The organism is Chitinophaga filiformis (genome assembly GCF_021646545.1).
GTDB lineage: Bacteria > Bacteroidota > Bacteroidia > Chitinophagales > Chitinophagaceae > Chitinophaga > Chitinophaga filiformis_A.
Genome location: NZ_JAKIRP010000001.1, coordinates 1,031,708 through 1,057,063, shown reverse-complemented (window position 1 = coordinate 1,057,063; position 25,356 = coordinate 1,031,708). Strand labels below are relative to the sequence as shown.

The following is a 25,356-nucleotide window of genomic DNA, read 5'->3' as shown; positions in this document are numbered from 1 at the left end:
CTTCGTCATGTACGTAAATCAAAAGAGCCTGTATCGTACATGATACAGGCTCTTCTCTTTATAATGGAATAGCTTTATTTTCCTTTGTTTTCGAACAACTCTTTCTTCGGTACCACTCTTACCTTTTTCCCCTGATCAAGATCTTTCGATACGGCGGAATAAGGAGCGCTGATCACCTGATCTCCCGGTTTCAGTCCTGACAACACTTCGATATTGGCATCATCCTGTACACCGGTAGTAACCGTTACCAGTTTCACAGTTTTATCTGCCTGCAGTACAAAAACCACCTCTTTCAGATCTTTACCGCTTTCCTTCGCAGCCGCCAGATCTTCTTTCTTAGCGCCTACGGCTTTGGAACTATCAACAATGTCGCGGGTAGTTACTGCATTGATAGGTACTGCCAGGACATTGTTCTTCCTGCGGGTCTGGATATCGACGCTGGCGCTCATACCTGGACGGAAAGGGAAATTCTTCGGGTGTGCAGGATCGATCAGATCTTTATAACTATCCGGCAGGATGCGGATATGTACGATATAGCTGGTTACCTGTTCTGCAGAAGAAGTTGAAGCAGAAGTGCTGCTCGTAGCTGCCCCTTTGCTGGAACTGGCGATCTGAGTCACAATCCCTTTGAATTTACGATCGCTGTAAGCGTCCACTTCTACGATGGCGGTGTCATTATATTTTACACGGGGAATATCATTTTCTCCTACATCCACCTGCACTTCCATCACATTCAGATCTGCGATACGCATGATCTCTGTACCGCTCATCTGACCGGTACCTACTACGCGTTCCCCTTTTTTAACTGGCAGCAGCGATACCACACCACTCATAGGCGCTACGATTGTAGTACGTTTCAGATTGGTGTTGGCTTCCGTTAGTCCGGCTTTTGCACTCTGCACCGCATAACGGTTGCTGTTCACCTGCTCGGCGGCAGCGTTATAGTCTGCCAGCGCAGAACGGTAAGTAGCTTCTGCTGTTTCAAATTCACTGCGGGACACTACTTTCTGTGCCAGCAGTTCCTTGTTACGGTCGTAAGCTGCTTTGCTCTGTTCCAGTTTAGCTTTGAATGCATTCAATGAAGCGGCGGTATTGGCCAGCTGGGCCTGGGCCTGGCTGAGGGAAGCAGTTGCCTTATCGCGTACGGAGCCGTATACATCGGCATAGATGCGTACCAGCACCTGTCCTTTCTGTACGGAATCGCCTTCCAGTACAGGAAGATCTACGATTTCGCCGGATACGTCAGAGCTGACCTTTACTTCTGTTTCAGGGTAGATCTTACCACTGGCAGAAACCACCTCTATAATAGTTTTTTCAGCGGCATTGTCTACTGCCACTTTAATGCTGTCGTCCTTGCCAGCTCTGCTTACGGCCACAATGACAACCAGCAAAATAATGATCCCCAAGATCCAGAAAAGTGTCTTTCTCTTCATAAAAAACGGCGTATTTCAAAAGGAAGGGAGCTGCTACAACGAGACCTTCTGGTCCCTGTAAAACTCCAGTAGTTTCATTCTAAATATATATTCGTATTGGGCTGATACCTTATCAATCTGCGCTCGGAACAGGTTGTTTTGGGTAGTAATATAGTCAATTGTATTCATTAAACCCAGATCGAACCTCTTGGTAGCAAAATCGTACGCACGCTGGGAAGACTCCACACCCTTGGATGAAGCGGAAAACTTCTGTATAGCGGCCATTGCATTAGCATGGGCCGTATAAATATCCCTGCGTAATTGCTGAAGGTCCTGATCTAATGTCAGCTTTTGTGTTTCAATATTCAGTTTGGCCTGTCTTACAGCAGTACGTTGTGACCATCCGTTCAGGATAGGAATATTCAGTGAAACGCCTACAGACTGACGGAAGTTGTTGTTGATCTGATCGCTGAAAGGAATGGTGACCAGTTTATAACTAGGCGTCTGGCCGGTGGCCTTTACCGTATAAGTGTTCCCATTTATTGCTACCTCACCGATATCCTGTGTAAAAGGTGTATACCCTGTAATGACCTGATTTTTTGCACTGTTGGCATAACTGGTGTTCAGGTTACCGGATGCCGACAGACTTGGATATAACAGCCCTTTCTGAGAAGCATAAGTACGTTCCAGGGATTTTATTCTTAACAGATCTCCTTTTATGCCAGGGTTATTGTTCTGTGCTGCACTGAAAACCATTTCCGGGTCTACTTCATCCAGGCGGGGAATAGGTATTTCGGCAATATTTGCAGGCACCTGCGGTACATAAGGCACGTCAAATCCCAGGTTCAGATACGCTTTCATTTCCAGTGTGGACATGATCACGTTGTTCTGTGCCGTGATCAGGTTTACACTATCGTTGGCCAGTTTTGTTTCCAGGTCGGCCTGGTCACTTTCCGGTTTGGAGCCGGCAATCACCAGTTTTTTGGTATTCTCCAGCTGGGAGCTGGTCAGCTTAACCTGCAGCTCACTGATATGTACCTGCTCCATGTTGACCAGGATCTGTAAGAAAGCTGCAGCAATGTTGAACGCCACATTATTTTTCGCCCTCTCCAGAAAACGGTCCTGCGCCTGCGCCTCATATTTATTGGAGGCTATCAGGTTACGACGGGAGAACCAGCTAAAGAGATTAGCACTGGCACTCACCCCCGCGCCAACGTTGAAGTAAGATTGAGTAATGATCGTATTGGTATACGGGTCAATGTTACGGCCGGAACCATAAGTAGCCTGCACGCCTGTGCTGAGGGTAGGGATCTGCGCCAACTTGCTCTGCTGGTACGTCAATGCCGCAAAACGCTTCTGTACGTCTTGTTGCTTGATCGATATGTTGTTTGCCAGCGCATAGTCAACAGAACGTTGGAGTGTCCAGGTGTCCTGCGCCTTTAAGGTCGCAGAGTTAGCAAACAAGATGCACAGTGCCAGGATACATCCCGGGATTTTGGATATTTTCATGACCTTCCAAAAATATAATAATTGTGATGATAACATAAATAAATTCTTTATGAATGGCGTAAAATATTCGCAAACAAACAATTCCCGACACCGGGATCCTCATCAGACCCAGTGCCTGCGCACAGCAGCTTGATAAGATTACCTGACGTCGGGAATTACCGGTAAGAAATTATGCGATTTTCCCGTCACGGATCTGTATGATCCTGTGACCATAAGTTGCATTAAGTTCGGAATGGGTTACCTGAACTATCGTAATCTTATCCTTTTCGTTTAACTGTTTGAACAACTCCATGATCTCCTTCGCCTGGTCTGAATGGAGATTACCTGTTGGCTCGTCTGCCAGTATCACTTTAGGCTCACCCACCAATGCACGGGCAATGCCCACCAGCTGCTGCTGTCCGCCCGATAACTGATTGGGGAACAGGTCTTTCTTGGCCACTATATTGAACCGGTCCAGGATGTCGGCTACACGGCTTTTCCGTTCAGCGGCCGGCATGTTCTTATACAATAAAGGCGTCTCGATATTTTCATATACGGTCAACTCGTCTATCAGGTGGTAAGCCTGGAAAACAAACCCTATTGCACCCCTGTGCAACTGTGTACGTTTCTTTTCATTCATTTTATGCACCGGCTCTCCGTCAAACAGGTACTCTCCCTGGGAGGGTTCTTCCAGCAATCCTAAAATATGTAAGAGGGTGGATTTACCAGAACCCGAAGGGCCCATAATGGATACAAACTCTCCTTCAAAGATTCTGAGATCAATATCTTTTAATATTTCATTCTTACCAAATCCTACGGGATAATGCTTGGAGATATGTCTTAACTGTATCATCAGTGTATGCTGTTTTATTAGTTACCCGGCCCGGTCCCCCCGGTTGCCGGTAGTTTATTTTTTCAATATAATCTATTCTGATCTTAATGCCTTCACGGGGTTCATGGCTGCTGCCTTTACCGATTGAATACTTACCGTAAGCAGCGCTATCATAACGGCAATAATACCCGCCAGCAGATAGATCCACCACTCCAGGGATATTCTGTAAGTATAATGCTGCAACCATCTCACCATAATGTAGGAGGCGATGGGACTTGCTATCAGAATTGCGATCAGCACCGGTTTCAGGAACTCCTTCGACAACAACATTGTCACCTGGGCTATGCCGGCCCCCAATACTTTACGGATACCAATTTCCTTCTTCCTGCGGGCAGCAGCAAATACAGACAGTCCCAGCAGACCAAGACAACTGATCATGATAGCCAATGTCGCAAACACGTTAATCAGCATTCCCAGTACCTGTTCGTAGGCGTATTTACGTTTGTAGGTCTCGTCAACGAAGGTATATTGAAATGGGTAGTCAGGATTGAACGACCGGTATATTTTTTCCATCCGCCGCAGGCATTCACTTACGGACAACTGTGGATTAAGCTTCATTGTAAGAAAGCCCCTCCAACCCGGATTGTAAGGAATAACAACAGGACTGGCCGGCATATAAGACTTCATCCATACAAAATCTTTCACCACGCCGGTGATGGTTCTGTCCTGGCCATTCACCCGCACCTGCTGCCCTACTACCGGCTCTTTCAGGTGCATTGTTTTTACGGCTGTCTCATTCAGCATCATCGACAGAGAATCGGCTGCGGAGAGAAAATCGCGACCTTCCTTTAAGGTAATGCCAAACGTTGATACAAAGTTCTCGGTTGCCGTGAGCACGCCAAAGTTGATATTCTCTTCACCCGGCAACTGCCCCGGCCATTTCAATGCCCACATACTGGCCCCTGCCTGCGCAATGGAACTCAGCGTAGCACTTCCGTTCACAGCCGCACCAGCGTTAATGACTTCCTGTCTGAACGCATCATAGTCATCATAAACATTGCCTTCCAGCTGTATATCAACCAACCCTTTGGGATCATAACCGATAGGTTGGTTACGTATAAAGTTAATCTGCCGGTAGATGACGATTGTCACAATGATCAAAACAATGGCCAGCGTAAACTGGAACATTACCAGTACCTGCCTTGGACGGAAATTACCCCTGACCTCCACTAACGCGCCTTTCAATACCTTAACAGGTTTGAATGCCGATAGAACAAAGGCAGGATAACTACCGGAAACAATGGCCGTGAACAAGGCCAGTAGTACAATGGCCAGCCAGAAGGAAGCCGGCGCCTGCGAAAGCTGTAAGGTACTATTGGCAAGGGTATTGAATGTTGGCAGGATGCTCCACATCAGCGCCAGCGCCAGTACAAGAGATATGACCACCAACAATAACGACTCATTCATAAATTGCCAGATCAGCATTTTCCTGTTAGCACCAACGCATTTCCTCACACCCACTTCCCTCGCGCGACGCTCACTCTGTGCTGTACTCAGATTCATGAAGTTCACACACGCTATCAGCAGAATGCCCAATCCCAGTAGAGCAAACAGGCGCACGGAGGATATCTCGCCACCCGCAATTTTGCCTTCCTTTATCTCTCCATATAATTTCCATTTATTCATGGCATGCAGCAAGAGGTAACTGGTAGCGGGAATTGTTGCGTTCTGTTCATGCAATACATTCCCGATCTTGCGCTCCACTACTGCAGGATCGGCGGCTGGTAGCAGCTGTATGAACGTATTGATACCAAAATTCCCCCATTCGTCTCCCCGCACCCAGGGCTCCATACTTCTGTATAAAGCCCAACTTAACAGATAAGAGAATTGAAAAGTAGAATTTGATGGAGGGTCTTTTACCACAGCAGTTACTATCAGGGGGCGCTGTACATCCAGCTTTACTATCTGACCTATAGGATCTGCATCGCCAAATAATTTCCTGGCAGTACTCTCTGTAAGAATAATAGTATTCTCCTCTGTCAGCTTACCCTGCCCCTTTATAAGCGGGAAGGTAAACACCTCCAAAAACTTAGGATCGGCATAAAGACCTGGCAACTTCATGGACTTCTCGCCTACCTTCAGCAAGTGAGGAAACGGATAGGAAGTGCGTATCACTTCTTTGATCTCCGGTGCAATCTTTTGCAGGAAAGGCCCTAATGGCACCGGTGTATTGCTCGCTCCTTCATCTCCTACCTTCACATGATATATGTAGCGGTTATTTTTATGAAAATCATCATAACTGAACTGGAACAATACATACAGAATCAGCGTGAAACTGACGGCCATCCCAATGGCAAGACCTGCAATATTGATGGAGGAGAATACGCGGTTCCTCCATAAATTCCTCCAGGCCATTTTCAGATAATTCTTTATCATAAAATTCCTTTTTGTAAGTAATTAAAAGCTATGGGCGGGTAGACACCTGCCCATGACACATTTCACTTGTCATATTTAAACGTAACTACTAAAGAAACTTCTTACTCGGTTCGCAATGACTTCACAGGGTTGGTCATTGCCGCCTTCATGGTCTGTATGCTGACCGTAGCCAGTGCAATGACCACAGCCACACTGCCAGCTGCCAGAAATACCCACCAGGGTACATTAATACGGTATGCAAACGCCTGCAGCCAGCGGTACATCAGGTACCAGGCCAGGGGTGTAGCCACCAGCAGCGCAACAGCTATCAATCTGATGAAATCTGTAGACAGCAACAAGAGAATATTACTAACGGAAGCCCCCAATACCTTCCTGATACCTATCTCCTTTGTACGCTGTATTACGATATAAGAGATCAATCCCAGCAATCCCAGCGTGGCCAGGAAAATAGCCAGAATGGCAAACGTCAGTACCAGCCGGCCAAAACGGAAGTCGCCCCGGTATTGCCTGTCGAAATCATCATCTACAAAGAAATAATCAAACCTTCCCTGGGGCAGGTACCTGTTGTATATTGTCTCTATACCGGCAATAACCTTTTTAATATTTTCAGGATCAACAGTAATGGTCATCGGCGCAAATGCTCCCGGTTCAATGCGCATCGTCAGTGGAGCAACTGTCTCTCGCAGAGAGCGATAATTGAAATTCTTAATTACACCAATGATGGTTCCCTTTCTACCCCACTGGTCGAATTTCTTTCCAATGATCTCTTCCGGTTTGCTATAGCCCATGGAAGATACAACTGCTTCATTTACCAGCATTGCCTGCGTGCTGTCAGTAGCCATTTCCGGCTGGAATGCACGTCCTGCCACTACTTTTATCTGGTATTGCTTAATAAAGTCATAATCTATAAAGTACAGGTTAATATTGCTGGCCTGCATTTCGCCATTCTTCATCTCAATATTACTATATGCTGAAGCCTGGAACCGGCCCGGTATGGCCGACGAAAAGGTGGCGCCCCTCACACCGTCTACATTCAATACCTGCTGCCGGATGTCATACCATTTCTCTTTCATATTGTCGATACCACCAAACTCCACCACCATCTGCTGCTCCTTCTTAAAGCCCAGATCCTGATTCTGCAGGTATAATAACTGGTGATACACGATCATTACACCGGCTATCAATACAATGGTGATGACGAACTGGAACACCACCAACCCTCGTCTCAGGAACAACCCTTTGTTGCTGCTACTAAAAGCTCCTTTCAGCACCACCACCGGTTTGTAAGACGACAATACGACAGCGGGATAAATGCCAGCCAGCAAACCTACACCTATCGCTATAAACAGGAACCATACGATAGTTCCGGTGCTGAATATATTGTATGCTATTTCCTTTCCGGCCAGCAGGTTAAAGGATGGCAGCAACAACTGGCTGAGCGTCACCGACAATACAAAAGCGAATAAGCTAAGTAACAGCGTCTCACACAAGAACTGAAACGTCAGCTGTGATTCGTAAGCGCCTACCGACTTCCGTACCCCTACCTCTCTTGCCCTTTCAGTTGCCCTGGCTGTAGCCAGATTGACGAAGTTGATAACAGCTATCAGGAGGATGAAGAGAGCAACGATGGAAAATATGTATATGTTGGTAAGACTTCCCTGTGCATTTCTTTTAGAGGTCATGTATACATCTCTCAAAGGTTCCAGATGTAATGTGTAATACATGTTGTTCCGTTTCATCATACTTCCTACATGCCTTTCCATAAAGGCCGGGAACTTCTTCTCCAGTTTAACAGGGTCTGCACCCGGTGCCAGCAACAGGTATGTACGCATGCCAAAGCCACCCCAGCTATCTGTAAGGTTATCACCCATCTTTTCAACTGTAGCCATAGAGAGTACCATATCAAACGGCAGATGTGAGTTCTCTGGCACATCCTTCATTACGCCTGTTACTCTAATGGTAGCTTTTCCTCCATCTATCTGAAAGGTCTTACCCAAAGGATCTGCCGATCCGAAATATTTCTTTGCCTTACTTTCAGTCAGTACAGCTGTAAAAGGTTCTGTCAATACCTGCTTTGCACTACCCCTGGTAAGAGGGAACGAGAATATATTGAATAAAGTAGAATCAGCTATCGCCAGTCTATCCTCAAAATATTTGTTAGTGCCGAGGGTTACTAATGTGTTTGATAAGTTTATCCTGACAGACGAAGCCACCTCAGGGAAGTCAGCCTTAATATTGGGCCCCATAGGAGCAGACGTGATATCTGCCTCTATCAGCTCGGTTGGCGTCTTTACATCGGTTACCAACCTGTATATCCTGTCTTTATTCTTATGGAATAAGTCATAGCTCAACTCAAAGCGCACATACATAAATATCAGGAAGCAGCAGGTCAGCCCTATTGTCAGACCCAGTATGTTGATGAAGGAATAGAACTTCTGCTTTCTGATGTTCCTCCAGGCTATCTTCAGATAATTCTTGATCATACAGTTTCTTTTTACGGTTGGCTATTCAGTTCTCAAAGAGCGTACAGGATTTGCCAATGCTGCTTTTATTGCCTGAAAGCTTACTGTCAGCAGCGCTATTGCTACCGCCAGGCCTCCGGCCATTATAAATACCCCCCAGTTGATATTGATGCGATATGCATAGTCTTCCAGCCATCTGTTCATAATATACCAGGCTACAGGCACTGACAGGGCAATGGATATTATAACGATCTTCAGAAAATCGCTGGTCAGCAGTGTTACAATGTTGGAAACAGAAGCACCCAATACCTTCCTGACGCCTATTTCTTTCACCCTTTGTCCGGTAGCAAATGTGGCCAACCCGAACAGGCCCAGGCAGCTGATAAAGATGGCGATGCCTGCGAAGTAGTTAAACAGTATGCCCGTACGTCTGTCCAGTTTATATAGCTTATTGAGATTATCGTCGATGAATGTATACCTGAAGGGAAACCCTGCATTGTAGCGCTTATAAAGCCGCTCTGCCGATGCGACAGCCTTGTCCATTTCCCCGGGTTTTGTCTTTACGTACACTTTATAGCTAACAGGACGGTAATGCACTACCAGAGGGCCGATCTTCTCATGGAGGGATGCATAGTGGAAGTCCTTAATGACACCAATGATGGTGCCGTCAATGTCCCAGAGTCTGAATTTCTTGCCCACAGGATCCTTCATTCTCATCATTTTTGCAGCCGTTTCATTGATAATGAAATGCGCAGAATCAGCCTTTGAATTGGTAAAGTTTTGTCCTTCGGCAAAGCCGAACTTCATCATTTCCATGAAGTTCTTATCTGCGGAGAATACATGCGCGATCAGCGTTTCATTCTTCTCTTTACCATCCCAGTAGGTATCGCCGGTACTGTTGTCGATACCCGTCATATTATGATTGGCGGTTGCCGCTGCCGCTACGCCGGGAGCTGCTGACAGCTCCTGAACAGCAGCTTCCAGATGATCATACATCTGGTTGGAGGAGAAGGAAAAGACATTCTCTTTATCGTAACCCAGTGCTTTCGATTTTATGTATCGCAGCTGCTGTCCTACTACCAGCGTACTAACTATCAATACGGTGGCAATGAGGAACTGCACTACCACCAACACACGGCGGAAGGAGACATTACTGCCGGAAAGCGTCAGTCCTCCTTTTAATGTTTTCAGGGGGTTAAACGAGGATAATATAACTGCGGGGTAAATACCGGCTACTATCAACGTCACCAGCATAGCCAGACCGATGGCAAGCACCATCTGCAGATTTTGCAGGCTGAAAGAAAGATGTTTGCCAGTAAGGTTGTTGTAGAATGGTATCAGTAACAGGATGATCGCAATAGCCAGTACCAATGCCAGCATAAATACCAGCACAGACTCCCATACAAACTGGATGAACAGTTGCCTTCTGCTGGCGCCTACTATTTTACGAACACCCACTTCAGCAGCTCTTTGCATGGCCCTTGCAGTGGAAAGGTTTACATAGTTCACACAAGCGATCAGCAGTATCACAACAGCAATGATCAGGAATATCCGTACTATTTTGATGGCGCCCTCACTTAGGTCCGGGTTATACAGATGGACGTCGAACAAGGGCTGTACATTATATTTTATGCCTGGTTCCTGGTTGCTGTCAGGACGTAATGTAGCCAGGGCAGCTGCCACTTTCGCAGTGGAAGTATTGGGCGCCAGTTGCAGGTAGGTGGTGAAATAAAAATCTCCCCAGTCGGCATCCAGAGACGGCCAGGACTCACTTTTCACGAACTTTGCCTGGAGTATGCTGAACGGCAGCATAAACTCATACCGGATACTGGACTGTTCAGGAAAATCTTCCATCAGACCGGTAACAACATAATTCTTACCATCTCCTGCTATGACCTTTCCCATTACGTCAGTAGTACCAAAATATTTCAGGGCAGCGCTGCGTGTTACAACGAGAGACATATTGTCCGGGAAAGGATGCTGTGCGTCGCCCTTCAACAAAGGGAACGTAAACAGTGTAAAGAAGGAAGGCTCTACAAAACCCATCCTGATATCAAAGAAGTCGTTGTTGTTGTAAGTGAACTTCGAGACATCTCCCCAGTTATCCCTGGTGCGTACAGCTTTCTGTACGCCTGGAATATCTTTTACAGCGTGTATCGCAATAGGTCCCGGCATCCCCTCCCATGTCTGTACATCACTGCCGGAGCTAAAGCTGACGGTCAGCTTATACAGGTTCTTTCCGTTCTCATGAAACCTGTCATAACTTAACTCATCCTGCACCCATACAAGTATCAGGATACCCACTGCAAGGCCGATAGCAAGACCACCTATATTAATACTGCTGTACATTTTATAGCGGCGCAGGTTACGCCAGCCAATCCGCAGATAGTTGTTAAGCATATGAGTAAGTTTGGATGATGATGATGGATATTATATCAGCTGATCAGACATGGAATTGTTCCTTGATATTCTCAGTCACGACACGGCCATCGAACAGGTTGATCACACGATGCGCAAAACCGGCGTCATAAGGGCTGTGTGTTACCATGATCATGGTAGTACCGGCTTCGTTCAGTTCCTGCAACAGTTTCATTACTTCTTCACCATTGGTGGAGTCCAGGTTACCGGTAGGCTCATCCGCCAGGATCATTTTAGGATTCGCTACTACGGCACGGGCAATAGCCACACGTTGCTGCTGACCACCGGACAGCTGTTGCGGGAAGTGGTTACGGCGGTGCATGATGTTCATGCGTTCCAGCACTTTTTCCACTTTATCCTTTCTTTCGCTTGCTGGCACTTTCAGGTACAGTAATGGCAACTCCACGTTCTCGAATACGGTCAGCTCGTCTATCAGGTTAAAACTCTGGAATACGAAACCGATAGAACCTTTTCTGAGCTGTGCACGCTGACGCTCGCTCATTTTGGCCACTTCATGGTCCCAGAAGTGATATTCACCGCCACTGGGATTATCCAGTAGTCCGAGGATATTCAGTAAGGTAGATTTGCCGCAACCGGAGGGGCCCATAATAGCCACAAACTCTCCATCTTTCACTTCCATATTGATCCCATTCAGGGCAGAAGTTTCTATTTCTTCTGTTGTAAAAATCTTTTGCAGATTGACTGTACGTATCATCGACTTCGGTTTAATAATTTGTAAATCGGGTGTTTATTATTCACTTCTCAACAGCCCTGTAGGGTTTGCACTGGCAGTTCGGAAGCATTGTAAAGCAATCAGAATATAGGTTAAACTGAAGGTAATGATACCTGCAATTATAAATGGCACTACGCTCATGCTGGTGTGGTAGGCATAATCGTCCAGCCAGCGATCGGCTACGATATAGGCCACCGGCCACGCAATGATATTGGCAATCAGTATGACTGATGTATACTCTTTCAGGAACAGGTAGATAATATTGCGGGTATCCGCCCCCAATACTTTTCTTACGCCAACTTCTTTCGTGCGGCGGGTGAGGCTGAAGGCCACCACTCCGGCAGCTCCCAGCAATATAATAATAAAGTTCAGTGCAGTAGCTACATTGGCAGCCTGCTTCAGGCGGGTTTCGTTACTGTACATGGCCTGAAATTTATCATCCATAAAGAAATAATCGAACGGAGAATCGGGGAAACGGGCTTTCCACACTGATTCAATACCGGCGATAGACTTCCTGACGTCTGCAGTTTGCAGTTTAATGCTAAGGAAGCGATAGTATGCACCGGTATTCTGGGAAAAGAAGATCATAGGCGCGATCTTCTGTTGCATAGTTGTGAAGTGAAAATCCTTCACGATACCCTTTACCCGGAATGTTCCTCCCTGTGGGCCGGCAGCCACCAGCTGTTCTCCTACTCCTGTTTTCAGGTGTAGTACTTTCACAGCGGCTTCGTTGAGCACCACATCTTCAGGATTGTCCTGGTCTGTAAAGAAAGTGCCTGCCAGCATCTTTAGTCCGAAAGTAGTTGCGTAATTCCCATCGGTTACCAGCGTTTCCACATTCACGGGCGCATCGCTGGTACCACCGGGAGGTATGATGGGCGCACTTCCACCATTCATGCCGTCGGGCACTTCGTAGGAAATTGTTGCGCTCTTTACTCCCGTATTTCTCATCATTTCATCCCTTACCAGTTGTATACGTTTTAAACCTGCGGTATCCCACTGGCGTGGTACGGAAGAGATGACCACCACCTGCTCTTTGTTATATCCCAGCTCTTTTTTGAAGAAATAATCGATCTGCCGGGAGATGTACAATGTGCATACAAATACCAGCACCGCCAATGAGAATTGAATTACCAGAGAGCCCTTTCTAAACAATAATTCCCCTTTACCTACGGAGATCTTCCCTTTCAATACTTTCAGCAGATGGCTGGCCGTCAGCACGAAAGCAGGATAGACACCGGCAATCAGTCCTACGATAGCCACCAGCAATACATAGAACAACACCATTATTCCTGAGAAGGACCATACATGGGGCAGGGTTTTGTTCAGCACCTGTCCGAACAACGGACGCAACATTTCAAAAAAAGCAATGGAAAGAAAGGCCGCTATAGCAGTCAGTACAAAAGATTCCGCCAGAAATTGTGCGATCAGCTGCTGGCGTTTACCACCGAATACTTTCCGCAAACCGATCTCTTTTAACCTGTACACAGAGGTCCCTATACTGATATTCACATAGTTGATCACTGCCATCAGCAGGACGAAGAAAGCAATGACCATCAGAATGTAGCTCATCTTTCTTACCAGTCCGTTATTCGTATCCAGGTAGAAGGTATCCATAGGTACCATCTGAATACTCATGTTATCTTTCAGCTGCTGGTTGCAATGCATGGTTACCAGGTTTTTGACAGGCCCGGCCAGCTGCTCCGGCCTTACGCCTGGTTGCAGTGTTATGTACGAAGCCATGCTTATACTGTTCCAGTCCTTGTCGGCATCCGGTGCAAGGAAGTATGCAACATTCTGCATGGGCAGGAAAATGTCCGTCTTAAAACTATTGATGGTCGTCACTGTATTGAGACGTGTTTCACGTTTCAATACCCCGGTGATTGCGTAGTTCTTTTTACCGTCCCTGCGTGTATCAATGGTCAGGACTTCATCCAGTACATCTGTTCTTCCGAAAAACTTCATAGCCGTTTCTTCCGTGATCACAATGGAATTGTTATCCCGGAAAGGATGGGCAGGGTCTCCCTGCAAGAGGGGTAATCCGAAAGCGCTTATGGCTGTAGTATCGCCTGGCTGCAATGACATGCGGAAATGGCGGTCTTTATAGGAGGCGTTCGCACTACAGGGAAAAGTTCTGTAGTAGTTGGCCACCAGGGAAGGATATTGCTCCTTTAATGTTTTGGCCAGCGGGGCCGGTGTGATGAGGGGCATGTACATATTATCTGCCTTCCAGGCGGATTGCAGGTAATACTGTTGGGGCAGATCTTTCAGGTTACTGTTTACCTGTCTTTCTTCCCAGATATATACAGCTATCAGCAGAGAGAACGTAATACCAATGGCCAGACCGGCAATATTTATAAAAGAAAACAGCTTCCTTTTGGCCAGGTGCCTCAATGCAATAGTGATGTACATGCCTGTCATGCTGCATATGATTTATCAGGTGAGCGTCCATGGCGCCACCTCTGCCTGCTTGCAGAGGTTGGCACCGGAACTAAAACAACTGTAACTGCCAGATTAAAATACTAAAACCTCTTTGTCTCCGAAATTCTCATACGATGACGTGATCACCTGTTCGCCCTCCTGCAAACCTTCCAGCACTTCGAAATACTGCGGGTTTTTCTGTCCAAGGGAAATATTACGTTTCACAGCCCTCTTACCGCCCTTGTCCAGCACATACACCCAGTTACCACCGGTATCGGAGAAGAAGCCACCTACCGGCAGCAGGATAGCTGAAGAAGACTTGCCCAGCTCCAGGCGGATAGGAGAAGATTGTCCGCGGCGTATGCCCTCCGGTGTCTCCTTTTCAAACTTCATGTCCACATTAAAACGCCCGTTCTTTATCTCCGGGTATACTTTAATGATGGATAAGGGATAACTTTTATTGTTGAAATCAAAAGTAGCTTTCAATCCGGGGAACACTCTGGACACGTAATGCTCGTCTACTTCAGCACGCATCTTAAACCCATCCAGGTCGTCTATCTGGCCGATGTTCTGACCAGCGGTGATGCTACCCCCTACTTCAGCATCCACGGAAGACAGCTGTCCGTCAATGGGTGCTTTCAATACCAGGTTGCTAAGGTTATCTTTCATCATCTGCAGGTTACGCTGGGTACGTGCAATGGTAGATTCCAGGCGGTTGATCTGTATCAGGGCGTTCTCCTCCTGGAAGCGCTGGCTCTCTATTTCTATCTGCCGCTTTTTCACAAGACGCTCATAGTCAATCTTATTCTTATTGAACTCCTGGCGGGATACGATCTTCTCGTCTACCAGCTGTCTGGTACGGTCGTACAGGTCTTTGGCCTGCTCTATCTGGTAGTCCAGGTCAGCAACCGTCTGCTGCATAGTGTAGCGGTTCTGTTTCAGGGACTGCCGGGTATTCTGTAATTCATTGATCAGGCGGTAGATCTCTGTCTCATGGTTCACGAAGTCCATCATCAGGTTCTGGTTGTCGAGGCGTAGGATACTGTCTCCTTTTTTGACCATACTACCCCCTTCGAGGTATTTCTGGCTCACATATCCCCCTACAATGGCATCCAGGCGGATGGTTTTCAATGGCAATACAACGGCTGTTACGGCTATATATTGATCAAAGGTCCCTTTTGAAACGGTAGACACTGTGATTTTATCCTTCTCGACATTCAGTTTCGAGCGGTGATCAGCGAATATGAGGTTATAAAGAAGCAACAGCGCGACAACGGCTCCTCCGCTGATAAAGGAGATCCTCTTTTTTGACCAGTACTTCTTTTCTATTTTTCTGTCCATAGGTTAAACTAAATTCCTGTTCCAGGTAAGACAACCGGCATGCCAAAGCGGGAAACTCAATACCACAGAGGGATTTCGGCAGGAACACCTGTTTTTATCGTCCTGTAACGCACACGGGACGTTCATTTCCGGACAATTTCCTTTAAGCCCTCCATGGGCCGCAGTAAAACCGAAATCTTTTTATAATATTGCCAGTGGCCGCATCCGCCAGGGCTGTCATTCCACTCCTCCTGTCAGGAACACTGTTTGCGGATCATTTGCAAAAACAATAGACAAGATCTTATTATGACTACACCGTTGCCCGGTAAAATTCTTATTGTAGATGATGACATGGACGTGCTCAGAGCCGCCCGGCTGTTATTGAAACGTCACTTCGAACAGGTAGACTTTGAACGTAATCCTCAGAAGATCCCCTATCTGGTGTCCAATTTCGAGTATGATGTGATACTGCTGGATATGAACTTCACGCGCGACCTGAGTAGCGGCAAGGAGGGATTTGAGTGGCTGGACCGCATCCTGGACATACGCCCTGAAGTAGCAGTGGTACTTTTTACGGCTTACGGAGACGTAGAGATGGCCGTAAGGGCTATCAAAGCCGGGGCGGTAGATTTTGTACTCAAGCCATGGGAGAATGAAAAACTCCTGGCTACCATGCAGGGGGCCTACAATAAAAAACACGGCAGTAAGGATAAGATCAATGCTACGCCGGCAGCTCCACATTCGGATGTACATATTATTGGCAACAGCCCTGCTATGTTACAGGTGCTGGACACCGTAAACAGGGTGGCTGCTACCGACGCCAATGTGCTGATACTGGGGGAGAACGGTACGGGAAAGGACCTGCTGGCCCGGCATATTCACCAATTGTCCCTGCGGAACAAAAAGCCCTTCGTGAGTGTGGATCTGGGTGCTATCAGCGAAACATTGTTTGAAAGTGAGCTGTTCGGTCATGTGAAAGGCGCCTTCACGGACGCACGGGAAGACAGGAGCGGTCGCTTTGAAGAGGCAAACGGAGGCACTATTTTCCTGGATGAGCTGGGAAATATCTCATTGCCCCTGCAGGCTAAACTGCTGACCGTACTCCAGAACAGGGCCGTGACCAAGGTGGGAAGCAACAAGACCATTCCGATAGATGTCCGGCTGATCACTGCCACCAACAGGAACATACAGCGTATGGCCGCGGAGTATCAATTCCGGCAGGACCTTCTTTATCGTATCAATACTATCGAAATACAACTGCCTGCGCTGAGAGACCGTCAGGAGGATATTGTTCCGCTGGCAGAATACTTCCTGCAATTATATGCCACGAAGTACAAGCGGCCGGTAAATTCCCTGCATGAATCGCTGGTACAGCAGCTGCGCCAGTATGACTGGCCGGGCAATATCCGTGAGCTGCAGCATGCCATGGAAAGGGCTGTGATCCTTTCACAGGGTAAAACACTCATGCCCAAGGATGTATTCGTCAAGAATCCCGTACAGGACCAATCCCTTAATACCGGCTACAACCTGGAGGAAATGGAACGCAACATCATTACCCAGGCCATGAGAAAATGCAATGGCAACATCACTGAAGCGGCCAGGGAACTCGGCTTAAGCAGGGCAGCCCTTTACAGAAGACTGGAAAAGTATAACATTTAGCGCTTACAATGAACAGGTTCAGTGTCAATATATTACTGCGCATCATCTTACTCACGCTCAGCACTATCACCAGTGTGTGGGTATGGACAGCACTTGGCGCCTTTCCGGGAGTAGCCATGGGTATCCTTATCTGTATGCAGATATATGGCATGTATTATTACATCAACCGGGTGAACAGGAAGCTGACGCTTTTCCTGGAATCTATCCGGTATGAAGACTTCTCCATCCGTTTCAGCGCAGACAATAAGCTGGGGAAAAGTTTCCAGGCGCTGAACCATCAGTTCAACGAAGTGCTGGAAGCTTTTCGTCAGACCAGAGCAGAGAAAGAAGCGAACCTGAAGTATATAGATACCATCGTTCAGCATATCAGTATCGGCGTGCTGTCGTTCGATGCTGAAGGCCGGATAGAGCTGATCAATCCGGCTGCCTTCCGCCTGCTCGGCATCTACCGGTTGCGTAACATTTCGGAACTGAAAACAAGCCATCCCGCCCTGCCGGAATACCTGATGGAAATACGCTCGGGCAATAAACTGCTCTACCGCACCCGGCAGGAACAGCAGCTGTCCATTCACGCCGCCAGCGTACGCCTGCAGGGACGCCTGGTCAAACTGATCTCCATCCAGAACATTCATGCAGAGCTGCAACAGAAAGAGCTGGAGGCCTGGCAGAACCTTACCAAGATACTCCGCCATGAGATCATGAACTCCGTCACTCCTATTGTGTCCCTGATCGGCACCATGCAGGATATCGTAGAGCAGGACATCTCGCCGGAGGCTGCACAGAAAGAGGCCATTGCCGATCTGCAGGAAGCCCTGGAAACCATCAAGAGCCGCAGTAAGGGTATCATGAATTTTGTGAACGCATACCGCGACTATACCACCCTTCCCAAACCGCAGTTCACCCATGTAAATATTAAAGAACTGCTGACCGGGGTAAGTAGCCTGCTGTTGCCAGAACTGAAACAGGCGGGTATCTACTACCACTATGAAATAGAATCGGCAAGCACAGAAATACATGCAGACGTGGCACAGCTACAGATGGTGCTTATCAACCTCATCAAAAATGCGATGGATGCCCTGGAACAAACGCAGACGCCATCCATAGAGGTAAAGGCCACCATGAACAATCCCAACCAGGTGCATATAGAGATCACCGATAATGGTCCTGGTATAGACGCCGACGCGATGAATAAGATCTTCATTCCATTCTATACCACTAAGAAAAAGGGCAGTGGCATCGGTTTAAGCCTGTCACAACAAATCATACAGTCCCACGGCGGACAACTGAAAGTGAGCCGCTCGGGGCATAACGGTACCACCTTTTCTGTTTTATTACCGGTTGCCTGAAACTATTCAGTCAAAGAAATCGTACTTTAAGTACATAATGCTAGTCTATGTACAAAGCAAGCTCTTTTAACCTGCTCTATACTGCCACGTTATTAGTTCACCTGTCCGCTATCTTTTTCCACCTGGACATCCTCTGCTACATTTCCAAGTTCCTGTTGCCGTTCATATTAGCAGCTTATTTCATTACCGGAACGGAGGGCATCCCCGCTATTTTCCGTATATCCCTGCTGGCGGCGCTGTTGCTTTCGGGCTTTGGAGATATGTTCCTGTTGTTTTCTGAACAAAGTACACTTTTCTTTACCTGCGGGCTGTTCACCTTCATGCTTTCACTGCTTTCCTATATTGGCTTTTTCCTGAAGATCAGGTATACGAATTATCCGCTTCCATTATGTAAGTGGCCCTTCATCCTGGGAATGGCTGCCGGTATCATTGCGTTCATTTTCTTCATGTTGCCTTATCTGGGGCAGATGACGCTGCCGGTACTCTTTTTTGCCGTTACCGCCTATATCATGCTACAGTCTGTGATGCATGCCTTCCGGCTCGGGGAACAGCCGTCGGGCTGGTATTCACTGGCAGGTGCCTGCCTCTATATCGTTTCGTGTACGCTCATAGCCATTCATTACTTTTACCGTCACCTGGAGATGGGCACTTTCTTTATCATGCTGACCTACGGGATAGCACAATGGGGATTGGTGACCGGTGGCCTCCGTTACCTGCAGATGCGCCGCGGCTATGCCGTGCCGCAATGAATGGGAACAAATTAAACCGTACATTTGGTGCTCGCTTGAGTACTTATGCAACAGACAGATTTCTTAGTGATTGGCTCTGGTATTGCCGGACTTACTTATGCCCTTAAAGTGGCGGCAGCATGTCCTGATAAAAAAATTACCATCATCACGAAAACACGTGAGGACGAGACCAATACAAAATACGCACAGGGTGGAGTAGCCGTAGTTAATGATCTGGAGAATGACAGCTTTGAAAAGCATATTGAAGACACGCTGATTGCCGGCGATGGCCTGTGCAATGAGCAGATCGTGGAGATCGTTGTGAAGGAAGGACCGGAACGTGTCAATGAGATCATAGAATGGGGCGCCAATTTTGACAAGAATGCCGCCGGAGATTTCTCTCTTGGCAAAGAAGGAGGGCATTCCGAATTCAGGGTGATCCATTATAAAGACGTTACCGGCAAGGAAATAGAACGCGCCCTGCTGGATGCAGTACATAAACACCCGAATATAGAGCTGGTTACCCACTGCTTCGTGGTAGACCTCATTACCCAGCACCATTTAGGTTATCTTGTTACCAAGGCCATGCCCGATATAGAGTGTTACGGCGTATACGTGCTGAACCTCCTTACCAATAAAATTGAAAAGGTCCTCAGCCGCATTACTGTACTGGCAACAGGCGGGAATGGCCAGGTGTACCGCAGTACCACCAATCCGACCATTGCTACCGGCGATGGTGTTGCCATGGTGTACCGCGCCAAGGGAAGGATAGAGAACATGGAGTTCATCCAGTTCCATCCTACAGCTTTGTATCAGCCGGGTGTGAACAACGCCTTCCTGATCACAGAAGCGGTACGTGGCGACGGAGGTATTCTTCGTAATATCCATGGGGAAGATTTCATGCATAAGTATGATCCACGTCTGTCCCTCGCTCCGCGCGACATTGTAGCAAGGGCAATAGATAGTGAAATGAAGATCACAGGTACAGAATATGTCTACCTTGATTGCCGGCATATGGACCAGGAAAAGTTCGTTCATCATTTTCCGAACATCTATGAGAAATGCCTGTCTGTAGGTATTGATGTGAAGAAGGATATGATACCGGTGGCTCCGGCGGCTCACTATAGCTGTGGGGGCATCAAGGTCAATGAATACGGCCGTACTTCTATTAATAATCTATACGCCTGTGGGGAATGCTCCAGCACCGGACTACATGGGGCTAACAGGCTTGCCTCCAACTCCCTGCTGGAGGCAATGGTATTTGCACATCGTTGCTACCTGGATGGTGTAAACAAAATTGACAGTACCTCGCACAAGCTCAATGTACCGGACTGGAATGCGGCAGGTACTACTGCACCAAAAGAAATGATCCTCATCACCCAGAGCCTCAAGGAGCTGAAACAGATCATGAGCGATTACCTGGGTATTGTGCGTACCAATGAGCGTATGCAACGCGCCAGCCGCAGGCTGGACATTCTGCACGAAGAGACCGAATCATTATACGAAAGAACAGAGGTATCGCCACAACTGTGTGAATTAAGAAACCTGATCACCGTTGGCTATCTCATTGTAAAAGGCGCCGCCTTCCGTAAGGAAAGCCGTGGCTTACATTTTAATACTGACTATCCTGAAAAGAGTTCCCTGGTACAGAATATTGTGTTATAGAAATTGATGACATGTATTATTTGTTACTGGTATTTATGTACGGCATTTCAATACTGCCGTTATGGTTATTATATCGCATAAGTGATGTTTTATACCTGATCGTTTATCACATTGTTGGTTACCGCAAAGCAGTAGTATTTGACAACCTGCGCCAGGCATTTCCGGAAAAGACACCTGAAGAGATCACCCGGCTGGCGAAACAATACTATCTCAATCTGACAGATATGATGGTGGAAACCGTCAAGCTGCTGACCATGAGCCGCAAAGAATTACAGCGCCGCTTTACCTGCGACCTCACCGTGCTGCATGAGTTATATGCAAAGGGTAAAAGCTGCCAGATGCACCTGGGCCATAATTTCAACTGGGAATGGGCCAACCTGTTCTGCATGCAGGGCGTTAAATATCCTTTTCTCGTCGTTTATATGCCATTGACCAATAAAGCGGGCGACCGCATGTTCAGGCATTTCCGTGAAAAATCGGGTAGCATACTACTACCGGCCAACGACATCAAGGAAAGCATGCAGCCGTGGATCAACAAGCAGTACCTTATAGCGCTGGTAGCAGATCAGAACCCCGGTAATCCACGCCGCAGTTACTGGTTTCCCTTTCTGAACAGGATGACTGCTTTTTATAAGGGTCCGGAAATGACCGCAAGGAGAAGTGATATACCTGTAGTGTTTGTAGACATCCGGAAAACAAAAAGAGGATATTATCATGCCACCTTAAAACTGGCATTTGAAGAGCCTTCATCGGTGCCGGAGGGAACAATTACCGAATCGTTTGTAAAATACCTGGAACATAATATCCGGGAGCAACCTGAAGTATGGGTATGGAGCCACAGAAGGTGGAAACATGAGTACAAAGGGGAGCAGGAAAGCTGAATTGACCAGCGTAACAGCTGAGGCGTTCTCCTGATCAATTCAGCCTTTAAAACTATTGCACTGCAGCACTGTCTCTCTTCATTGTAGTATCAGTAGCTGCCGGTGGGGGCGGTGGAGGTACTGCTGCCTGCACCATAATGTTATTTGTAACGGCTTTTACACCGTTCACGCCTTTAACGGCATCTTCTGCAGCCATTTTAGCTGCTTCGTCAGGCACTTCACCATTTAGCGTCACAACTCCCTCCTTCACTTCAGCGCTTACACCCGGAGTAGCCGTCAGTTTTTCATTGACTGACTGCTGAACATTACTGTCGCTAGGCTGACAGGCGAACAAGCATACGGCCAGGAACATCATTCCCGCCATCAGGAAAGTTTTACATTTCATGGTTAAAAGTTTAAAAATTTAAAACAAATAACATGCTAGACTGTTGGATTGTTCGGCTACAAACAATTGTTAATCAGCCATTATCTGCAAAACCGGGGTATAATGTCATTCCTCCATCCACGAAAAGGGTGGTTCCTGTTACGTAATCACTCTCATCACTGGCCAGCCATACAGCAGCTTTAGCCACATCTTCGGGCACCCCTACTCTGCCGTATGGGATCAGTTCCAGGAGCTTTTTCTCATCTTCAGGAGTATCCCATGCGTCTTCATTGATTCGCGTTTTAATAGCGCCGGGAGCAATACTGTTGACCCTAATTTTATGTGGTGCCAGTTCCTGTGCCATAGACTGCATCAGCAATTTTACGCCGCCTTTGCTCGCAGCATAATTCACATGTCCTGCCCAGGGTATCACTTCATGTACGCTACTCATACAAATGATCTTTCCCGCAGCCTTTGAACGGCCCTCCACAACGCCTCTCCGTTTAAATTCACGGGCGGCTTCCCTTGCACAGATAAACTGACCGGTAAGATTTGTATTGATCACCTTATTCCATTGCTCCATTGTCATATCCAGCAGGGAAGCATCCTGCTGAATACCAGCATTGGCAACCACTATATCGATCGTACCAAAGCGGGAAAATATTTCCGCAAACATGGCTTTGACTTCCTCCTCCTTACTGATGTCGCATTGCCTGATAAAGCCGTCGCCACCGGCAGCTTTGATCTTTTCCAGCACTTCTTCGGCGCCCTTCAGGCTTTTGTCGCTGTGGTGGTTCACTACCACTTTAGCCCCGGCTTCACCAAATGCTCTGGCTATAGCAGCACCTATACCGCTGCTGCTGCCGGTAACAAGTGCAATTTGTCCGTCTAAAAGTTTTCCCATTGCAAGGTTTTTCCCTTAAGGGGTCAAAAAGCATACCTGCAAAAACAGCGAAGGCTCCGCAGCAGAACCACGGAGCCCTCATTTTGAGTATTGTAACCTTAGTTTAGTACATTCTTTTCCTTTACAACCTTCAGCCCTTTCTGTGCTTTCATGGCATTGAAGCCACCTTCTACGTTGCGGAGGTTGTGAATACCTTCCCGTTTCATAATAGAGCATGCAATGATGCTACGATAACCTCCCTGGCAGTGTACATACAGATTGTGATTATCGTCGAAATCAGCCAGATTTCCGGGGTCTGTCATGTCGCTGAGGGTAATGTTCATCGCGCCTTCAATATGGCCGTCTGCATACTCCGCAGGCTTACGTACATCCACAATTACGAGGTTGTCATCATGTGGCAGGTCCATCGCCAGTTCGTCGGCTTCTACGGTAATGATCAGGTCACGTTCTTCACCAGCAGCGACCCAGGCTTCATAACCACCCTGCAGGTAACCGGCTACGTGGTCGAACCCAACACGCGCAAGACGTACGATGGTTTCTTCTTCTTTCCCCGGGCTGGTCACCAGTATGATCTCTTCTCCGAATGGCAGCAGGCTGCCTGCCCATTCAGCAAAACGTCCTTCCAGGCCAATGCTGAGAGAGCCGGGTACAAATCCTTCTGCGAACTCATTTGCAGGACGTGTATCCAGTATCAGGACTTCTTCCTTCATTTTCTGTTTGAATTCAGCTACCGATAAGGGACGGTTGCTTTTTTTCATCACTGCCTGCAAAGCATCATATCCTTCCTTGTTGATACGTGCATTGATAGGGAAATAAGAAGGGGGCGTATTAAGACCGGAAGTTACTTCTTCGATAAACGCTTCTTTACTGTCAGCCTTCAACGCATAGTTTGTGCTCTTTTCATCACCCAGTGTGCTATAGGTATGAGGACCCAGGTTTTTACCGCAGGAAGAGCCGGGACCATGCGCCGGATACACGATCACATTGTCGGGTAATACTTTGATCTTATTATTGAGCGAATCATACAGGTATCCTGCCAGTTCTTCTTTGGTAAGATTGCCACTGAACAGATCAGGGCGTCCCACATCACCTACAAAAAGCGTATCGCCGGTGAAGAGGCTATGCGGCTGTCCGGCTTCATCACTCAACAGGTAGCAGGTCGATTCCAGCGTATGACCGGGTGTATGCAATACTTCAAGTGTCAGCTTGCCGATGGTAAATTTCTCCCTGTCTTTAGCGAGGTATATCGGGAAGTTGGTAACAGCCTCAGGACCGTATACGATTGGAGCATTGGTAGCAGTAGCGAGGTCGAGATGACCAGACACAAAGTCAGCATGGAAGTGCGTCTCGAAAATATACTTAATGGTAGCGTTGCGCTCTTTGGCCAGATCAAGGTAAGCGTCTATATCCCTCAGGGGATCTATCACAACGGCTTCACCCTCAGACTCAATAAAGTAGGCGGCTTCTGATAAGCAATTGGTATAAAGTTGCTTGACGAACATGGTTTTTGATTTCTGCAAATTTACGGATTTATCCGCAGGCGAAACGTCTGACAAATAGCCATATATGTACGGCATTAAAATGTCTTCTGTAACCTTTATTACATAATCAGCGACAAAGCGAAGATGGGAGGTTGCCGCATTTCAGCCATTGTTCCAGGCGGGCTGCAGGTTTGTAGCCCCGGTGCAACCGGGTCAATGCACACAGATATTTGCATACGTTTCAGCAACGTACACACAAATACATCTGAAAAAATCAGGGTCTAACTAAAAGTTTTCATAGATATACTCTTAGTTAGACCCGAATATTTTTTGTACTCTGTTCGACCAGTACTCCAAAACCAGATTAGCCTACCAGCTCCTCCACGAATTTGGCAACTTCTGCTATACGTTGTTTGTTGATCGTATAGTGAATGAATTTACCATCTCTCTCTGTAATCACAATGCCGGCACGGCGCAGAATAGCCAGATGTTGTGAGGCAACTGACTGCTCAAGACGCAGCTTAACGTAGATTTCAGTTACTGTCATTTTCTTATGATCTTCCAGCAACTTAATCATTTGCTGGCGCAGCTTATGGTTTATTGCACGCAAAACCATAGCAGCCTTCTTAACGGCAATGTAATCCAATTTAATTTGGTCTTTTTCATTGGTACCTCTAGAAATAATAAGAGTATTAGAAGAGGTCGTTAATAATGTTTTTTCCATCGCATAATAGTTTTAAAAAATGATGAAATGAAAGGGATCAACGGACAGTAAACCCATAACTTGTTAGAAAACAATAACCGGG

18 protein-coding genes are annotated in these 25,356 nt (G+C 47.1%); 5 read left to right on the top strand and 13 right to left on the bottom strand.

What is annotated here, in order from left to right; translation table 11 throughout:
* Positions 1 to 74 precede the first annotated feature (74 nt).
* The 9 genes from L3C95_RS04395 to L3C95_RS04355 all read right to left on the bottom strand — a co-directional run bounded on the left by L3C95_RS04395 (position 75) and on the right by L3C95_RS04355 (position 15,543).
* Entirely contained in the window at positions 75 to 1,433 is a 1,359-nt protein-coding gene (locus tag L3C95_RS04395) for an efflux RND transporter periplasmic adaptor subunit (protein WP_236385519.1), read from the bottom strand.
* Positions 1,434 to 1,466: 33 nt separating this feature from the next.
* Positions 1,467 to 2,921 carry a TolC family protein gene (locus L3C95_RS04390; RefSeq protein WP_236385518.1) on the bottom strand — a complete coding sequence of 485 codons (1,455 nt, stop codon included), beginning with the start codon at positions 2,919 to 2,921 and terminating at the stop codon, positions 1,467 to 1,469.
* 169 nt (positions 2,922 to 3,090) lie between these two features.
* On the bottom strand, positions 3,091 to 3,753 hold the full coding sequence (locus L3C95_RS04385) for an ABC transporter ATP-binding protein (RefSeq protein ID WP_236385517.1): 663 nt from the start codon (positions 3,751 to 3,753) through the stop codon (positions 3,091 to 3,093).
* Positions 3,754 to 3,825: 72 nt separating this feature from the next.
* Positions 3,826 to 6,168 carry an ABC transporter permease gene (locus tag L3C95_RS04380; protein ID WP_236385516.1) on the bottom strand — a complete coding sequence of 781 codons (2,343 nt, stop codon included), beginning with the start codon at positions 6,166 to 6,168 and terminating at the stop codon, positions 3,826 to 3,828.
* A 101-nt stretch (positions 6,169 to 6,269) separates the two neighbouring features.
* The gene (locus tag L3C95_RS04375; RefSeq protein ID WP_236385515.1) at positions 6,270 to 8,651 is read right to left on the bottom strand and encodes an ABC transporter permease; all 2,382 of its coding nucleotides are present in this window, start codon (positions 8,649 to 8,651) and stop codon (positions 6,270 to 6,272) included.
* A gap of 21 nt (positions 8,652 to 8,672) precedes the next feature.
* Positions 8,673 to 11,030, bottom strand: a complete 2,358-nt coding sequence (locus L3C95_RS04370; RefSeq protein WP_236385514.1) for an ABC transporter permease — start codon at positions 11,028 to 11,030, stop codon at positions 8,673 to 8,675.
* 43 nt (positions 11,031 to 11,073) lie between these two features.
* A complete protein-coding gene (locus tag L3C95_RS04365; protein WP_149693914.1) occupies positions 11,074 to 11,763 on the bottom strand; it encodes an ABC transporter ATP-binding protein in 690 nt (229 codons plus the stop codon).
* 36 nt (positions 11,764 to 11,799) lie between these two features.
* Positions 11,800 to 14,202, bottom strand: coding sequence for an ABC transporter permease (locus tag L3C95_RS04360; protein WP_236385513.1), 2,403 nt, complete (start codon positions 14,200 to 14,202; stop codon positions 11,800 to 11,802).
* A gap of 93 nt (positions 14,203 to 14,295) precedes the next feature.
* Positions 14,296 to 15,543 (bottom strand): efflux RND transporter periplasmic adaptor subunit, encoded by a 1,248-nt coding sequence (locus L3C95_RS04355; RefSeq protein ID WP_236385512.1) that lies wholly within the window; start codon positions 15,541 to 15,543, stop codon positions 14,296 to 14,298.
* 285 nt (positions 15,544 to 15,828) lie between these two features.
* Between L3C95_RS04355 and L3C95_RS04350 the strand changes: the two genes are divergently transcribed.
* From L3C95_RS04350 to L3C95_RS04330, 5 genes are read left to right on the top strand one after another with little or no spacing between them, the layout of a single operon-like run.
* Entirely contained in the window at positions 15,829 to 17,181 is a 1,353-nt protein-coding gene (locus L3C95_RS04350) for a sigma-54-dependent transcriptional regulator (protein WP_236385511.1), read from the top strand.
* A gap of 8 nt (positions 17,182 to 17,189) precedes the next feature.
* Entirely contained in the window at positions 17,190 to 18,527 is a 1,338-nt protein-coding gene (locus L3C95_RS04345) for a sensor histidine kinase (RefSeq protein ID WP_236385510.1), read from the top strand.
* 47 nt (positions 18,528 to 18,574) lie between these two features.
* Complete coding sequence (locus L3C95_RS04340; RefSeq protein ID WP_236385508.1) at positions 18,575 to 19,276, top strand: lysoplasmalogenase family protein; 702 nt, start codon at positions 18,575 to 18,577, stop codon at positions 19,274 to 19,276.
* Positions 19,277 to 19,321: 45 nt separating this feature from the next.
* A complete protein-coding gene (gene nadB, locus L3C95_RS04335) occupies positions 19,322 to 20,920 on the top strand; it encodes an L-aspartate oxidase (protein WP_236385507.1) in 1,599 nt (532 codons plus the stop codon).
* Positions 20,921 to 20,931: 11 nt separating this feature from the next.
* A complete protein-coding gene (locus L3C95_RS04330) occupies positions 20,932 to 21,801 on the top strand; it encodes a lysophospholipid acyltransferase family protein (protein WP_236385505.1) in 870 nt (289 codons plus the stop codon).
* A gap of 52 nt (positions 21,802 to 21,853) precedes the next feature.
* Here the strand turns inward: L3C95_RS04330 and L3C95_RS04325 are convergent, their stop codons facing one another.
* The 4 genes from L3C95_RS04325 to L3C95_RS04310 all read right to left on the bottom strand — a co-directional run bounded on the left by L3C95_RS04325 (position 21,854) and on the right by L3C95_RS04310 (position 25,274).
* Positions 21,854 to 22,186, bottom strand: coding sequence for a BON domain-containing protein (locus tag L3C95_RS04325; RefSeq protein WP_236385503.1), 333 nt, complete (start codon positions 22,184 to 22,186; stop codon positions 21,854 to 21,856).
* 73 nt (positions 22,187 to 22,259) lie between these two features.
* Positions 22,260 to 23,069: an SDR family oxidoreductase gene (locus tag L3C95_RS04320; protein ID WP_236385502.1), complete on the bottom strand. Its 810-nt coding sequence runs from the start codon at positions 23,067 to 23,069 to the stop codon at positions 22,260 to 22,262.
* A gap of 98 nt (positions 23,070 to 23,167) precedes the next feature.
* On the bottom strand, positions 23,168 to 24,571 hold the full coding sequence (locus L3C95_RS04315) for an MBL fold metallo-hydrolase (protein ID WP_236385501.1): 1,404 nt from the start codon (positions 24,569 to 24,571) through the stop codon (positions 23,168 to 23,170).
* 343 nt (positions 24,572 to 24,914) lie between these two features.
* Entirely contained in the window at positions 24,915 to 25,274 is a 360-nt protein-coding gene (locus L3C95_RS04310) for an ArsR/SmtB family transcription factor (protein WP_012788619.1), read from the bottom strand.
* Positions 25,275 to 25,356: the final 82 nt, after the last annotated feature.